We start from the raw sequence: 15,833 nt of genomic DNA, 5'->3' as shown, positions 1-15,833 counted from the left end.
ACAGCAGAATTTAATGGAGTGAAGAGCCTGCCTGCCGCTGTGGTTCCAGCAGCGAATCAGCGTTAATCCATTTAGGTTCTGTTTGGCCAAAAGGATTGAAAAGATGAAAATAACTGTTTAATTTCTCCCTTTTTCCCCTACCCGGACACCGATATAATACAGGTAATGGATTGGACAGGGGAGAGAATGAAATGATGAGAATTATGTTGGATGACTTAAACGGGCCTGATGTCCGGGCTTTGATCGGGGAGCATCTCCGGGGGATGGCCGAAAATTCTCCTCCTGAAAGCATTCACGCGTTGGACTTGAATGAATTGAAAAAGCCGGAAATCACTTTCTGGAGCGTCTGGGAAGAGGGGGAATTGCTCGGATGCGGCGCTCTCAAGGAGCTCGACGCCAGCCATGGCGAGCTCAAGTCCATGAGGACGGCTTCGAGACATTTGCGCAAGGGCGTTGCCCGAAAGCTTCTTGATCATATTATCCAGGAAGCCAAACGAAGGGGTTATGCTCGAATCAGCTTGGAGACAGGCTCCATGGATGCCTTTGTTCCGGCCCGCGATTTGTATGCGTCCTTCGGCTTTATCGAATGCGGGCCGTTCTCTGGCTATGAGGAAGACCCAAATAGCGTATTTATGACAAAGCAATTATGAGAGAGTGCAGATCAACCCAATAAGCTTTGACGGCGGCTGTCCGATCGGACAAGCCGTTTTTTCTTGTTCTCGGACAATCTTAGGGCGGCATAGGCTCATACTCATAGGCATCTTGCCGGAACATTCCGGTTAGGATTCGTTAACAGGGGGGAAGAGCGTGGCCAGACAATCAAAGCCGAGAGCTGGGGTGTCAGGGCTTGTGCTCGCGCGGACAGCCTCCAGCATGCTGCCGCTTTATGCCCGGTTCGTTAGAAGCCGTCCATTCGCCGAGGAATGGAGCGCTGCAGTACGAGCGGCGGATCTCGATACGCTGTTGAAGCTGTTCAAGGAGGAGGCTCCGCTTGCGCCGGTCAATTCGTTCAGTACGAACGGCATCGGATTTTTCGTGGACTTCAACTATCCACCGCCGGTTCGAGCGTACACGAATGCGACGACCATTCCGCCCGGAACGGCGCAATTCGCTTTTTCGGCAGCTGTGCTCCGCAGGCTATCGGCGGCCGTGCTGCCGCTCTACCGGAAGCTGGCCGGCAGCGGCACCTTCGCCAAGGAGGCGGCGGTTCTGATACGAAGCGGGCAGGAGGAAAGATTCCGCCGATTGATCAGGCCCTATGTGCGAAGCCGGTACTTGACCGGAGTTCATCTTGAATCCTCGGGATTCTACATGAGCTTTCAATACCCGGGCTCCAAGCATATTTACCTGAACGAGTTTTTCCACGAAAAGTTTCGATGACAATGCGAAAAGCAGCGAACAACAGCGAAAAATAAGAACCTTTGAAAAACAAACGCGCACTCTGTCAGAGTGCGCGAATGGGTGAATAAAGCCGGATATGGAGGGGTAATGGAAGGGACTTCCTATTGACCCAAAAGGGACATGCCTCAGTGAAGATTGCGGAACAATCCGATTACCTTGCCGAGAATCGTCACATTCTTGAGCCGGATCGGCTCCATGGAGGCGTTCTCGGGCTGAAGCCGAATATGGTCGCGTTCCTTGTAGAACGTCTTGACCGTCGCTTCGTCATCTTCCGTCATGGCTACGACGATATCGCCGTTGCTGGCGGAAGGCTGCTGGCGGACGATGACGTAATCGCCATTATGTATGCCCGCTTCGATCATGCTCTCCCCGACGACGCTCAGCATGAACACCTCGTGATCGCCGACATAGTCAGCCGGCAAAGGGAAGTACTCCTCGATGTTCTCGGTCGCCATGATCGGCACTCCGGCCGTTACCTTGCCGACGACGGGAACGCGGCTGATCGAGACGGGAAAGGGCAGCATGGCGGCATCGTCGCCGTCGAGAATCTCGATGGCGCGCGGCTTGGTAGGGTCTCGGCGGATCAGGCCCTTCTTCTCCAGGCGGTCCAGATGGCCATGCACCGTGGAGCTGGATGCCAGGCCTACCGCCTCGCCGATCTCACGTACTGAAGGTGGATAGCCTTTGTCCCGGACTTCGTTCTTGATGAAGTCAAGAATGGCCTGCTGGCGGTTGGACACTTTAGACATCGCAATCACTCCAAAACTAGAAATTAGTAGAAAGAAATATGTAGGCAAAGTATAGCACAGAACCCGAGTTCGTACAAACATAAGTTCGAGAAACAGCCGTTCGCATAGGGCGATTCCGATCGGCGAACATACGTTCCAAATAAGCGTTGACCAAAACAAATGTTCGTGTTATTCTGGGAATAAGAACAAACGTTTGGGGAGTGAACGGTCATGATGACTTTATCTGGATACAGCACGCCGGAGCGAGGCTCTGAGGCAACGGTCCGCAGGCAAGTGAAGAAGCAGGAACATCATTATCTCAAGGAATGCTTCCGTCCCGGAGCAGTTCCCGGCGATTCCAGATTCATCCCCCGTTCCTCCGCTGTCTCGGCAAGGACAGCCGGGAGCAGACGTCCGCGCCGCCTGCTTCCATATGCAGCGTCAATCCTCCTGTTCCTTCTGGTCTTCTCCAGCTTTTGGGGATTTTCCGGAGCGAGCTCTTCTGGAATCGCCCCCGCAGCTGAGGGCGAGCTGACCGTCACGGTGACGAGCGGAGACACTCTCTGGTCCATCGCCGGGAATTCCGGCCTTTCCCATGACATCAGGCGCAGCGTCTTCATGATCAAGCAGCGCAACGGCCTGAAGGATTCCGATCTGCAGGCGGGTCAGACCTTGATCATTCCCAAGCAATCTTGAACGGCTTCTTTTAGGCCTCGCCCGTTTTGAGAGTCTAATTTCATTTCGATAGATATCAGCCCCGGGAGACATCGCCGGGGTTTTTTGGCTTTCTTGACAAGCTCTTCTCCGTAGTTCAAAGTTAGAAGGAAACGTCAATGAACAGAGGTGAACGACGAGTGGATATCGATGCCTTGATCGCAAGGATCAACGAGCTTTCCCGCAAGCACAAATCTGTCGGGCTGACGCCTGAGGAAGTCATAGAACGGACGCAGCTCAGACAGCAGTATCTGGCCAATTTCAAGCGCAATTTCAAGCAGCAGCTGGACAACATTGAATGGGTGGATGACGAGAACAAGGGGGGCCAATAAAATGGAATACCGATTGCTCGGCAAAAGCGGGCTAGCCGTCTCGGAGCTGTGTCTCGGAACGATGATGTTCGGCAATACGACGCCTGAAGAAGAAGCGGCTCGCATGATCCACCATTTTCGCGGCGAGGGCGGCAATTTTCTGGATACGGCCAACGTCTACGCCGGCGGCAGATCGGAGGAGATCGTCGGACGGGCGATCGCAGGCAATCGGGACGAATATGTGCTGGCCACCAAGGTCCGCATGCAGACGGAAGAGCATATCAACGGAGCCGGACTGTCTCGCAAGCATATCGTTCAGAACGTGGAAGCGAGCTTGAAACGGCTCGGCACCGATTATATCGACCTCTACCAGGTCCATGTATGGGATCATGCCACTCCGCTGGAGGAGACGCTGCGCGCCCTGGACGATCTCGTCTCCGCCGGCAAAATCAGGTACATAGGATGCTCGAATTACTTGTCCTGGCAGATGATGAAGGCGCTCGCGATAAGCGACAGCCGGGGATGGTCGCGCTTCATCAGCGTGCAGCCGCAATACAGCCTCCTGAATCGCGAAATGGACCGCGAGATGGTGCCGCTCTGCCTGGAAGAGAACGTCGGCATCATTCCATGGGCGCCGCTTGGCGGGGGCTTCCTGACCGGCCGTTACGGACGCGAGGAGCCGACAGAAGGCAGGCTGACTGCGAATGCCGGCGAGAGTTCCTGGCAATACCGGAATACAGATCCTAATTTCCGCATCCTGGACGTCCTTAAGGAGGTAGCCGCGCAAGCCGGCAAGACGCCTGCGCAAACGGCTCTCCGCTGGCTCATCCAGCAGAAGGGCATCACATCGCCGATCTTCGGAGTGAGCACTTACGCGCAGTACGAAGAAAACATGGGAGCTGCGGGCTGGGAGCTGACGAAGGAGCAATTCGAAGCTTTGGACGAGGCGAGCCGCCTGCCTTCGGAATATCCGACGCGATTCCTGGAGAAATTCCGCAGGCCTCTCTGACAGGCGGCCATCGGCGTCTCCGCGCGAAACGGGAAGCCGCCCGCTTACGTAATACCGACAAGCCGTCCTAATAAGGCCAACAAAATCTATGGCAGAGGTGACCCTATTGTCTCGTTCCTGGGAACGCAAAGTACGCCGCAATTCGGCGCAAATCAATGCAACTAGAAAAAAGAGGGGACAGACCGCGATCAAGCCTGCGGCGTCCGGGGATCGTACGGAACGGTTCAAAGGCCGCAACTACATTTCCCCGATCATGCTGGTGCTCTTCGTCGCCTTGTATGTGCTGATCCTTCCAAAAGATGAAGGAGCGACGAACTGGAACTGGATCGTCGTGGCGATGTACGTCTTCTTGGCTTTGATGTTCTTCCTGCGGCGCCCTTATCTGGCGGTCGGAGCCGATTTTGTGCAGACGCGCCGCATGACCGGCGACAAGCGTCTCAATAAAGAAGCCATCAAAGGCATCTCGGTCATGAAAAGCTATGTCGTCATCGAGCAGGTCAAAGGTGCGAACTGGGTGTTCTCCCGGGTGCTGAACCGATATCCTACGGACCGTATGGCGGTCAGCCTGGAGCAGTTCGCCGCCCGCAACGGCATTCCTTTTACGCAGAAATGACATCCGGCTTGCAGCCGTCAGCTTGGACATAACGGTTCGGGAGGAAGAGAGAGATGGCGAAGAAAGCGGTACTTTTTGATCTGGACGATACGCTCCTGTGGGATGAGCGGAGCGTGGACGAAGCCTTCCAGGCCACTTGCGAATGGGCCAAGGAGCAGGCGGGCGTCGATCCGAAGCGGCTGGAGGAGGAAGTGAAGCGGGAGGCGAGAGAGCTGTACAGCTCGTATGAAACGTTCCCGTTCACGCAGCAAATCGGCATCAATCCGCTGGAAGGGCTTTGGGCCCGCTTTTCGGAGGGGGAGCTGGAATCGTTCCGCAAGCTGGAGCAGCTCGCTCCAGGCTACCGAAAGGATGCTTGGACCCGCGGCCTCGCGGCCATCGGGGTCGACGATCCGGCGCTTGGAGCGGAGCTGGCCGAGCGCTTCCCGAAGGAACGCCGCGAGCGGCCGATCGTATACGAGGAAACCTTCGAGGTGCTGGACTCCCTCAAAGGCAAGTACAAGCTGCTTCTGCTGACCAACGGATCCCCGGATTTGCAGCAGGAGAAGCTGCTCGGCGTGCCTGAGCTGACCTCCTACTTCGACGAGATCGTCATCAGCGGCAATTACGGCAAAGGCAAGCCGGATGCCGACATATTCCGCCATGCTCTTGAACTGCTCGGAGTCGATCCGGAGGATGGCATCATGGTCGGAGACAAGCTTACGACCGACATTCTCGGAGCGAACACGATCGGGATGACATCGGTATGGATCAACCGGGGCGGAAAGGCGAAAAATCCGGAGATCGTGCCCAGCCATGAAATTACGAGATTGGATCAGCTCATTCCGCTGCTTGCATAAGGCGTCGCAGGACAGTTCCCGATGTGCAAGCTTCCGCGTCCCAAGCGGAGGCTGCGGGAATGCGCCGGCAGCGCGAACCGCGAATCGGCGACTGGAACGGTCATCCCCGAATAAAAAGGCTGCCGCCCCGTCTTCAACCGAAGACGACGGGCAGCAGCCTTTTTGGCGCCGGCAAATCAAGCTTTCTGGAATTCAGGATCGGAGTAGTTATGGGCGATCCAGCCGTCTTTCTCAATAAACAGACGGACAGCGACAATTTTGCGGTTCTCCATCAGGGTGAAGAAATGCGGCTTGTTCTCCGGAACGGAGATGACGTCTCCGGCTTCTAGCTCTACGTCGAAGTAGCCGACGTCGTCGGAGCCCTTGATGATGAAGATGCCTTTGCCTGCTGTGATAGCGCGGATTTCATCCTCGGTATGCGTGTGGACGTTCTCGAATTTCTGGAGCAGCTCGTCCAGATTCGGAGTCGACTCGGACAGAGTGATGATATCCCAGATCTGATAGCCTCGGCGGCCCGCCAGATCGCGGATTTCGGAGTCGAACGTTTCCAGGATGGAGGCCTTTTCGTCGTCGCTCAGGGTGAACTTCTCCTGCAGGGACGCGTCGAGCTTGCTCATGTCCCAGTGCTCGTAAAGCACTTCCTGGGAATCCAAAAATGCTTTTACTTGCTCATCGCCGGAAATGCGATCGTTCGTATTGCGGATGCGGATTTCAGCCATCGGCAATTCCCTCTTTTCCCATTGAAATGAATTGAATATAGCGCTAATTTCTATTATAAATCAACTTTCGGGGGTTGTCGATTACAGTTCTTTTCACTCCCGCGATCATCTGATAGACTAAAGGATAACGATTTTTGACGGAGAGGTGCAGAAGATTGTCGAAGCCGAGTTTGCAGGAAATGCTTGAGAAGCGAATCTTGATTCTGGACGGGGCCATGGGCACGATGATCCAGCAGGTCGATCTGACGGCCGATGACTTCGGCGGCGAGGAGCTGGAAGGGTGCAACGAAATGCTTGTGCTGACCCGGCCCGAGGTCATCCGCAGCATCCATGAGCAGTACCTGGAGGCAGGAGCGGATCTCATCGAGACGAATACGTTCGGTGGAGCCAGCATCGTCCTCGCCGAGTACGACATTCCGGAGCGGGCCCGGGAGATCAATCTCGCCGCAGCGCGCATCGCGAGGGAAGCGGCGGACAAATATTCCACCGACGAGCATCCGCGCTTCGTCGTGGGCGCGATCGGTCCGACGACGAAAACGTTGTCGGTGACAGGCGGCGTCACCTTTGAAGGTCTCGTGGACAGCTATTTCGAGCAGGCGGTCGCCCTGATCGAGGGCGGCGTCGACTGCATGCTGCTGGAGACATCCCAGGATACGCTCAACGTCAAGGCGGGCAGCATTGCGATCCGCAACGCTTACGAGGCGACGGGAAAGACGCTGCCGCTGATGATATCCGGCACGATCGAGCCGATGGGCACGACGCTGGCCGGCCAGAATATCGAATCCTTCTACATCTCCCTGGAGCATCTCAATCCGATCTCGATCGGGCTCAACTGCGCGACAGGTCCGGAATTCATGCGCGACCATATCCGCACGCTGAGCGAGATCTCGCTGGCGGCCGTCAGCTGTTACCCCAATGCGGGCCTCCCGGACGAAAACGGCCATTACCATGAATCTCCCCAGTCGCTTGCCCTCAAGATGGGCGCATTCGCCGAGAACGGCTGGCTGAACATCGCCGGCGGCTGCTGCGGTACGACTCCGGAGCATATCCGGGCGATGGCGGAAACGATGAGCCGGTACGCCCCGCGCGGCCGCGGAGGCAGCCATCCTCCAGCTGTATCCGGCATCGAGACGGTCTACATCGAATCCGACAACCGTCCCTATATGGTAGGCGAACGGACGAACGTGCTCGGCTCGCGCAAGTTCAAGCGCCTCATCGTGGAAGGCAAATACGAGGAGGCGGCTGAAATCGCCCGCGCTCAGGTCAAGAAGGGCGCCCATGTCATCGACGTCTGCCTCCAGGATCCGGACCGCGACGAGAGCGAGGACATGAAGAAATTCCTCGAGATCGTCGTCAAGCTCGTGAAGGCGCCGCTCGTCATCGACACGACCGATCCCGCGGTCATCGAGCTGTCGCTCAAATACAGCCAGGGCAAAGCGATCATCAACTCCATCAACCTGGAGGACGGCGAGGAGAAATTCGAGCAGGTCGTGCCGATCATCCACCGATATGGGGCAGCCGTCGTCGTCGGCACGATCGACGAGCGCGGACAAGCCATCACAAGGCAGGACAAGCTCGAGGTCGCCAAGCGGTCCTATGACCTGCTCGTGAACAAATACGGACTCCGTCCGGAGGATATCATTTTCGACCCGCTCATGTTCCCTGTCGGGACGGGCGACGAGCAGTACATCGGATCGGCCGAGGAAACCGTCGAAGGCATCCGGCTCATCAAGCAGGCGATGCCGAAATGCCATACGATCCTAGGGATCAGCAACATCAGCTTCGGGCTGCCGGAAGCCGGACGCGAGGTGCTGAACTCTGTCTACCTCTACGAATGCACCAAGGCAGGCCTCGATTACGCGATCGTCAATACGGAGAAGCTGGAGCGGTACGCTTCCATTCCGGAGCATGAGCGCAAGCTGGCCGAGGATCTGATCTACCGCACGAACGACGAGACGCTCGCCGCATTCGTCGCCGCATTCCGGGAGAAGAAGGTCGAGAAGAAGGAGAAGGTGTCCAATCTGCCGCTGGAAGAGCGGCTTGCTTCCTACGTGGTGGAAGGAACCAAGGAAGGCTTGTTCGCGGATCTGGACGAAGCTCTCGGCAAATATTCCGCTCTGCAGATCATCAACGGACCGCTCATGAAAGGCATGGACGAGGTCGGACGGCTGTTCAACAACAACGAGCTCATCGTCGCCGAGGTGCTTCAGAGCGCCGAGGTCATGAAGGCATCCGTCGCCCATCTCGAGCCTCACATGGAGAAGACAGAGTCGTCGGTCAAGGGCAAGATCATTCTTGCCACCGTCAAGGGCGACGTCCACGACATCGGCAAAAACCTGGTCGAAATTATTCTTTCCAATAATGGGTACCATATCGTCAACCTGGGCATCAAAGTGCCGCCTGAGCAGCTGATCGAAGCCCAGCGCAGGGAAAAGGCGGACGCCATCGGCCTTTCGGGGCTGCTGGTGAAGTCCGCGCAGCAGATGGTCATCACGGCCCAGGATCTCCGCAATGCCGATATCGACGTCCCGATCATGGTCGGCGGTGCCGCCTTGACCCGCAAGTTCACGAAAACGCGGATCGGTCCGGAATATGACGGCTTGGTGCTTTACGCCAAGGACGCCATGGAAGGCCTCGACCTCGCCAACAAGCTGATGGACAAGGACCATCGCGCCCGCTTGAATGAAGAGCATGCCGAAGCGAAGGCCAGCGGCGCCGTCGCCGTGGAGGAGAAGCCGCAGCTGCCGCAGCAGAGCCGCGCGGCCCGCTCTACCGTCAACCGCGATGCTCCCGTGTATTTGCCGCCGGATCTGGACCGCCATATTCTGCGCAACGTCCCTATCCCGCATATCGTTCCTTATGTGAACATGCAGATGCTGCTCGGCCATCATCTCGGCGTGCGCGGCAAGGTGGAGGAGCTGCTGGCCGCTCGCGAGCCCAAGGTCATGCAGCTCAAGGATACGGTCGATTCCATTCTGCATGAAGCGGTTAAAGAAGGAATTATCCGGGCTCACGGCATGTACCGGTTTTTCCCGGCCCAATCGGAAGGCAACGATATCGTCGTGTACGATCCGCAGGATCCTTCCCGGATTCTCAAGCGCTTCAGCTTCCCGCGCCAGCAGGTCGAGCCTTACCTGTGCCTGGCCGATTATCTGAAGAGCGTGGACAGCGGCATCATGGACTATGTCGGATTCCTCGTCGTGACGGCGGGAGAAGGCGTACGCGATCTGGCCGGAGAATGGAAGGACAAAGGCGACTACCTGCGCTCCCACGCCCTGCAGTCGGTCGCTCTCGAAGTCGCGGAGGGGATGGCGGAGCGCGTTCACCATATGATGAGGGATATGTGGGGCATCCCGGATTCTCCGGACATGACCATGAAGCAGCGCCACGGCGCCCGCTATCAGGGCGTCCGGGTTTCGTTCGGCTATCCGGCTTGTCCGAATCTGGAGGACCAGGGCCCGCTGTTCGAGCTTCTTCATCCCGAGGATATCGGCGTTGAGCTGACCGAGGGCTTCATGATGGAGCCGGAAGCATCCGTGTCCGCGATGGTGTTCGCCCATCCCGAAGCCAAATATTTCAACGTCGATAAAGCCTAAAGGAATTGGAATGGAAGGGGGAGCCGCCATAAATGGAACTGACATTATTGGGAACCGGCGCCGGCAGGCCCTCGCGCCTGCGCAACGTGACCTCCGTTGCCCTGACGCTTCCGCAGCCGCGCTGCTCGGTGTGGCTGTTCGACTGCGGAGAGGCGACCCAGCATCAGCTGATGCGCACTCCGCTCAAGATGAGCAAGGTCGAAGCCGTGTTCATCACGCATATGCACGGAGATCATGTCAACGGCTTGCCCGGACTGCTCAGCAGCCGCTCCTACCACCCCGGGGCAGGCAAGCTCCGTCTGTTCGGGCCGGAAGGAATCCGGGAGTACGTGCAGGCCGTATTCAGGCTGACAGCCTCGCATCTGGACTATGAGCTCGAAATCACCGAGCTGGCTCCCGGCATCGTCTACGAGGATGAGCTGTATGCCGTCGAAGCGGACAGGCTGGACCACCGCGTCGCAAGCTGGGGATACCGAATCGTCGAGAAGGACAAGCCCGGCGCCCTCGACTCCGCCAAGGCACGTTCATTAGGCGTCCCGTTCGGCCCTCAGCTCGGGCTGCTCAAGCAAGGACAGGACATCACGCTTGACGACGGACGCGTCATCCGCAGCAGCGACGTGCTCGGACCTGCATTGCCGGGGCGGATCGTCACCATACTCGGCGACACGACTCCTTGCCCGGCGATCGTACGCCTGGCCAAGGATGCGGATCTTCTTGTCCACGAGGCGACGTTTGAAGGGGCGATGGCGGCCAAAGCGAAAGCCTACGGCCATTCCACGACGCTGCAGGCGGCTGCTGCAGCCGCCGAAGCGGGTGCGCGCAGACTCGTCATGACGCATTTCAGCAGCCGCTACCGAGATGAGGACATGCCGGCGCTGGTCGCCGAGGCGCGCGGCATATTTGCAGAATCCTATGCGGGAGCCGACCTGCTGACCTTACCTATTCCCAGACAGGGTGAAGAGGAGACGGGGGGCTACTGCTTGATTTGAGCCGAAAGGCGGCAGGACTGCCGTCGATACGGTTCCAGGAACGGCCCTTTTCCGCATCGGCGGAAAAGGGCCGTTTGCCTTTCGGCGGCTCGTATGCGCCGTGAAGAAGGAGAATGCCGCAACGAAATTGATGGCTGTGCGGGCAACGAAAATGGAATCTATATTTGCCGATATTAATAGTTAATACAATAAAATATAAACGATACGAATGATGAGGAGCGCGGAAGGACGCTCCAGGCTCCCGTCTCTCTCGGACTCTCTTTCTATTCTTCTGGCAAAACGAACAGATATTCGCTAAAATGTCACTAGAAGAGGTGACGGCATCAGGATGAAAAAGAAAACTCTTTCCGAGCTGATTCAGGAGCTGCGCGAAAATGAACATATAGCCAATTGGCATGAGATCGAACCGCAGGAGGCGCGGACCCGGCCGATGCCCGAGAGCGTCGACCCGCGGATCAAGAACGCCCTCGGCAAGCGGGGCATCGCGGAGCTGTACACGCATCAGAGCAGCGCGTACGAGACGGTCCGAAAAGGGGAAAACATGGTTGCGGTGACGCCGACCGCCTCGGGCAAGACGCTTTGCTACAATCTGCCCGTGCTGCAGCAGATCGCGGACGACGATTCGAGCCGGGCGCTGTATCTGTTTCCGACCAAGGCTCTCGCCCAGGACCAGAAGAGCGAGCTGAATGAAATCATCCAGGAAATGGGCATCGACATCAAAAGCTACACGTACGACGGGGACACTTCTCCGGCGATCCGGCAGCTCGTGCGCAAGGCCGGGCATATCGTCATCACCAACCCGGACATGCTCCATTCCGCCATTCTTCCCCATCATACGAAGTGGGTCAGCCTGTTCGAGAACCTGAAGTTCATCGTCATCGACGAGCTGCATACCTATCGCGGCGTGTTCGGCAGCCATGTCGCCAACGTCATCCGGCGGCTGAAGCGGATTTGCGCGTTCTACGGCAGCAGTCCGGTATTCATCTGCACGTCGGCGACGATCGCGAATCCTCGGGAGCTCGCGGAGCATCTGACCGGCAGCCCGATGAGGCTGATCGACGACAACGGCGCTCCGAGGGGGCGGAAGCATTTCGTCTTCTACAATCCGCCCGTCGTCAACCAGGCGCTCAACATCAGGCGGAGCGCGACCGTCGAGGTCAACAATCTAGCCAAGGAATTCCTGAAGAACAAGATCCAGACGATCATCTTCGCCAGAAGCCGGGTCCGGGTCGAAATCATTCTGAGCCACATCCAGGAGCTTGTGAAAAAAGAGATCGGCCCGAAGTCGATCCGCGGCTATCGGGGCGGCTACCTGCCGAACCAGCGGCGCGAGATCGAGAAGGGGCTTCGGAGCGGCGATATTCTCGGCGTCGTCAGCACGAACGCGCTGGAGCTCGGCGTCGACATCGGACAGCTCCAGGTATGCGTCATGACGGGCTACCCCGGCAGCATCGCCAGCAGCTGGCAGCAGGCAGGCCGGGCGGGACGGCGCCACGGAGAGTCGCTGATCGTCATGGTGGCCGGATCGACGCCGGTCGACCAGTACATGGTCCACAACCCCGACTACTTTTTCGAGCGGAGTCCGGAAGCGGCGCGGATCAACCCGGAAAATCTGATCATCCTCGTCGACCATTTGAAGTGCGCGGCTTACGAGCTGCCTTTCAAGGAGCATGAGGAATACGGTCCTCTGGATGTCGCCGACATCATGGAGTATCTGGTCGAGGAGAGAGTGCTGCACAAAAACGCCGATACGTTCTACTGGGCCAACCAGTCGTTCCCGGCGAGCGGCATCAGCCTGCGCTCCGCATCCCAGGAGAACGTCGTCATCGTCGACCAGTCCGACGTCGCCAACGTGCGGATCATCGGGGAGATGGACCGGTTCAGCGCCATGACGCTGCTGCATGACGAGGCGATCTACCTTCATGAGGGCGTCCAGTTCCAGGTGGAGAAGCTCGATTGGGACCACAAAAAGGCCTATGTGCGCGAAGTGGACGTGGAGTATTACACCGACGCGAATCTAGCCATCAACCTTAAGGTGCTGGAAATCGACAAGACGAAGGAGCGGCGGGCCGGTTCCCTGCACTTCGGAGATGTCACCGTCAATGCCATCCCGACGATCTTCAAGAAGATCAAGATGTCGACGTTCGAGAATATCGGCTCTGGGCCGATCCATCTTCCCGAGGAGGAGCTGCATACGTCTTCGGCCTGGATCGAGATCAGGCAGGTCGACGACGATATCGGCGCCAAGACGCTGGAGCAGCTCCTGCTCGGCATCGCCCATGTGCTCAAGCATATCGTCCCCGTGCTGGCGATGTGCGACCGGAACGACATCCATGTCGTGCCGCAGATCAAGGCGGCGCATACGCAGCTGCCGACGATATTCGTTTATGACCACTATCCGGGAGGCATCGGCTTGGCGGACGAGGTGTACAAGCGGTTCGACGAGGTCCGGGACGCGGCGCTGAACATGATTTCCGGATGCCCGTGCAAGGATGGATGCCCTTCCTGCATCGGCACGGAAATGGAAGGAAGCGACCTCAAGCGCAGAAGCCTCCGGCTTCTGGAGCGGTTATGAAAGCTTACAGGATCGTCAAGGCGGACAGGCCCGCAAGGCGGGCAATGAAGAATAGGCTCGTGAAGGCCGGAAAACTTGTGCCGGAAGCCCGGCAAGAGCGGCATGGATCCATGGCCGACAGCGGAAGCGAAAAGAGAGGAGGCGGCTCATGAGCAGCCTGCGCGAGAAAATGAACCGGTTGAAGGGAATCAAGCCTGCAGACGCAGAGGATCAAGCCGCCGCGTCTCCCGCATCCGCTGATCTTCCGGAGAAACAGCCGGTGCAGGAACCATCTGCATCCGAAGCGGCAGCGGGCGGGCTGGCTTCGGCCGGCCCGGAATGGGACCGCCACGGCGTGAAGCTCGTCGCGAACGAAGCCGGCGATTGCCTGGAGAGGCGGATCACGCTGCCGCTCAGCCACCGCAGCGGGCATCATTTTCTCTCGGAATGGGCCGGAACGGCGGGACAGCTCGGCGCCTTCCATCCGGAGGCAGGCGAAGCGCCTCATGCCGAGAACGTCCTCTTCCTCGACTTGGAGACGACCGGCCTCGGAGCCGGAACGGGCAACGTTCCGTTCATGATGGGGCTGGCGTATTTCGAGGATGGAGCCTTCATCCTGCGTCAGTTCCTGATCCGCCATCCCGCCGAGGAGAGGGCGATGCTTCAGGAGCTGCTGCTCCTGCTGCCGCGCTTCCGCTGGCTCGGAACGTACAACGGGCGCTCCTTCGACTGGCCGCTCGTTCAATCCCGGTTCATCATGAACGGCTTCCGCGGGACGCCTGAGCTGCTGCATCTCGATTTTCTCCACCCGTCGAGAAGCATATGGAAAAACACGCTTGTCTCCTGCAAGCTCAGCCATGTCGAAGAAGAGCGTCTCGGCATCTTCCGAACGGACGATGTGCCGGGATCGCTGGCGCCGGCGCTTTACTTCCACTATTTGGCGGAAGGCGATCCCGATGTGCTGGAGGGCGTATTCCGCCATAACGAACAGGATATGGTCACCCTTGCCTGCCTGGGCATCCGCTTCGGCCATTTGCTCGCCGGGGCCATCGGAGAGCGGATGCCGATGCCCGAGGAGAACGAAGAGCGGCTGCGCACCGGATTATGGCTGGAGAAGATGGGCCGGACGGCTGACGCCGAGCGTCTTTTCGCCATGGTGGAAGCCTCGGAGGAGCCGGCTCCTTCGGCTTGGCACTCGCTGGCGATGAGGGCGAAGAAAACTGGCAATTGGGACCGGGCTGTGGTATTGTGGCAGAAAGCCGCCGCCTGCATGAGGACGGCGCTTATTCCGAATGTGGACGCCCATGTGGAGCTGGCCATGTTCTACGAACACAAGCGCAAGGATGTCCACTCGGCTCTCGCCTATGCGGAAGAAGCGATCGGGCTGTTCGCGTGCAGGCCGCATGCTTACCGCAGCGCCAAGGAGCGGGCCGGGCAGGAAGCCTTGCTCAAGCGGCGCGACAGGCTCCGCCGCAAATGCGGAGGGGGCGGCGCCATGCTGGAGGTTGACAGATGACGAAAACGTACAGCTTGCCGGGAATGCCGGCGCCGGACCGGCCGATCGGCGGCCTCCTGCTCGACCTCGACGGAACGATCTATCGGGGCGAGCAGGCTGTCGATGGGGCCGGTTCTCTTGTGAGGGCGCTTCGCGATGGTGGAGTTCCCTACAAATATGTGACGAACAACTCCTCCTCCAGTCCCGAGGCCGTCGCTAAGAGGCTGCGGGAGATGGGCGTGGATGCGGAAGCGGACGAAGTATGCACCTCTTCCCAGGCGGCAGCGCGATATGCGGCCGAACGCTTTCCGGGCGGCAGGGTGTTCCTGATCGGAGAAGAAGGCTTGGCGGCAGAGCTGGAGCAGGCGGGCCTGATGCTGGTCGATCGGGATGCCGATCTCGTCGTCCAGGGCATCGACCGCGCCTTCTCCTACGCCAAGGCTTCCGAAGCGGTGAGAGAGCTGCTGGCGGGAGCGGAATTCATCCTGACGAACCCCGATCTGCTGCTGCCTTCCCATGGAGGGCTCTTTCCGGGAGCGGGCTCCATCGGAGCGATGCTTGCCGCCGCATCGGGAGTAAAGCCTGTCGTCATCGGCAAGCCGGAGAAGATCCTGATGGATTATTCGCTGGAAAGGCTAGGTTTGACGGCAGGAGAGGCATTTGTCGTCGGCGACAATCTGGCGACCGACATCGCCGCGGGCAAGAACAGCGGCTGCGGCACCATTCTTGTGCTGACGGGACTGACGACCCCGGACAATTATGCCCGCTACGCGGAAGCGGCGGATGCCGAGCCCGATGCCGCCTGCGGCTCGCTCGCCGATCTGCAATCGTATATATTGAAGTACATAGGGCGATAAAAAGAACA

General features: G+C 58.5%; 14 protein-coding genes. 12 read left to right on the top strand and 2 right to left on the bottom strand.

Annotated features, from left to right (window positions below; genetic code table 11):
* Positions 1 to 194: 194 nt before the first annotated feature.
* Both BN871_RS10750 and BN871_RS10745 read left to right on the top strand, forming a co-directional pair.
* Positions 195 to 650, top strand: coding sequence for a GNAT family N-acetyltransferase (locus tag BN871_RS10750; protein WP_048745923.1), 456 nt, complete (start codon positions 195 to 197; stop codon positions 648 to 650).
* Between the two features lie 157 nt (positions 651 to 807).
* Complete coding sequence (locus BN871_RS10745) at positions 808 to 1,380, top strand: hypothetical protein (RefSeq protein WP_069202424.1); 573 nt, start codon at positions 808 to 810, stop codon at positions 1,378 to 1,380.
* A gap of 146 nt (positions 1,381 to 1,526) precedes the next feature.
* On the opposite strand, the gene lexA is transcribed toward BN871_RS10745, so the two are convergent.
* On the bottom strand, positions 1,527 to 2,150 hold the full coding sequence (gene lexA / locus BN871_RS10740) for a transcriptional repressor LexA (protein ID WP_048745894.1): 624 nt from the start codon (positions 2,148 to 2,150) through the stop codon (positions 1,527 to 1,529).
* Positions 2,151 to 2,360: 210 nt separating this feature from the next.
* Here lexA and BN871_RS10735 point away from each other — a divergent pair, with 210 nt between their 5' ends.
* The 5 genes from BN871_RS10735 to BN871_RS10715 all read left to right on the top strand — a co-directional run bounded on the left by BN871_RS10735 (position 2,361) and on the right by BN871_RS10715 (position 5,615).
* Complete coding sequence (locus tag BN871_RS10735) at positions 2,361 to 2,825, top strand: LysM peptidoglycan-binding domain-containing protein (RefSeq protein WP_021877445.1); 465 nt, start codon at positions 2,361 to 2,363, stop codon at positions 2,823 to 2,825.
* A gap of 137 nt (positions 2,826 to 2,962) precedes the next feature.
* On the top strand, positions 2,963 to 3,175 hold the full coding sequence (locus tag BN871_RS10730; protein ID WP_373864513.1) for a DUF896 domain-containing protein: 213 nt from the start codon (positions 2,963 to 2,965) through the stop codon (positions 3,173 to 3,175).
* A 1-nt stretch (position 3,176) separates the two neighbouring features.
* The gene (locus BN871_RS10725) at positions 3,177 to 4,163 is read left to right on the top strand and encodes an aldo/keto reductase (protein ID WP_048745891.1); all 987 of its coding nucleotides are present in this window, start codon (positions 3,177 to 3,179) and stop codon (positions 4,161 to 4,163) included.
* Positions 4,164 to 4,260: 97 nt separating this feature from the next.
* Positions 4,261 to 4,776, top strand: coding sequence for a hypothetical protein (locus BN871_RS10720; RefSeq protein WP_232312963.1), 516 nt, complete (start codon positions 4,261 to 4,263; stop codon positions 4,774 to 4,776).
* A gap of 53 nt (positions 4,777 to 4,829) precedes the next feature.
* Positions 4,830 to 5,615, top strand: coding sequence for an HAD family hydrolase (locus BN871_RS10715; RefSeq protein WP_021877448.1), 786 nt, complete (start codon positions 4,830 to 4,832; stop codon positions 5,613 to 5,615).
* 176 nt (positions 5,616 to 5,791) lie between these two features.
* Here the strand turns inward: BN871_RS10715 and BN871_RS10710 are convergent, their stop codons facing one another.
* Positions 5,792 to 6,334, bottom strand: a complete 543-nt coding sequence (locus BN871_RS10710; protein WP_048745889.1) for an acireductone dioxygenase — start codon at positions 6,332 to 6,334, stop codon at positions 5,792 to 5,794.
* Between the two features lie 155 nt (positions 6,335 to 6,489).
* On the opposite strand from BN871_RS10710, the gene metH reads away from it, so the two are divergent.
* The 5 genes from metH to BN871_RS10685 all read left to right on the top strand — a co-directional run bounded on the left by metH (position 6,490) and on the right by BN871_RS10685 (position 15,825).
* Complete coding sequence (gene metH, locus BN871_RS10705; RefSeq protein WP_048745887.1) at positions 6,490 to 9,930, top strand: methionine synthase; 3,441 nt, start codon at positions 6,490 to 6,492, stop codon at positions 9,928 to 9,930.
* Positions 9,931 to 9,962: 32 nt separating this feature from the next.
* Positions 9,963 to 10,919, top strand: coding sequence for a ribonuclease Z (gene rnz / locus BN871_RS10700; RefSeq protein WP_021877452.1), 957 nt, complete (start codon positions 9,963 to 9,965; stop codon positions 10,917 to 10,919).
* Positions 10,920 to 11,247: 328 nt separating this feature from the next.
* Positions 11,248 to 13,494 carry a DEAD/DEAH box helicase gene (locus BN871_RS10695; RefSeq protein WP_048745884.1) on the top strand — a complete coding sequence of 749 codons (2,247 nt, stop codon included), beginning with the start codon at positions 11,248 to 11,250 and terminating at the stop codon, positions 13,492 to 13,494.
* Between the two features lie 148 nt (positions 13,495 to 13,642).
* On the top strand, positions 13,643 to 14,989 hold the full coding sequence (locus tag BN871_RS10690) for a ribonuclease H-like domain-containing protein (RefSeq protein WP_048745883.1): 1,347 nt from the start codon (positions 13,643 to 13,645) through the stop codon (positions 14,987 to 14,989).
* The gene (locus tag BN871_RS10685; RefSeq protein ID WP_021877455.1) at positions 14,986 to 15,825 is read left to right on the top strand and encodes an HAD-IIA family hydrolase; all 840 of its coding nucleotides are present in this window, start codon (positions 14,986 to 14,988) and stop codon (positions 15,823 to 15,825) included. The genes BN871_RS10690 and BN871_RS10685 overlap by 4 nt, the downstream gene beginning before the upstream one ends.
* Positions 15,826 to 15,833: the final 8 nt, after the last annotated feature.

It is taken from the genome of Paenibacillus sp. P22 (assembly GCF_000469945.2).
In the GTDB taxonomy this organism is placed as follows: domain Bacteria; phylum Bacillota; class Bacilli; order Paenibacillales; family Paenibacillaceae; genus Paenibacillus_O; species Paenibacillus_O humicus.
Note: the sequence above shows the minus strand (reverse complement) of the source record. Positions and strands in the feature narration are given on the sequence as shown.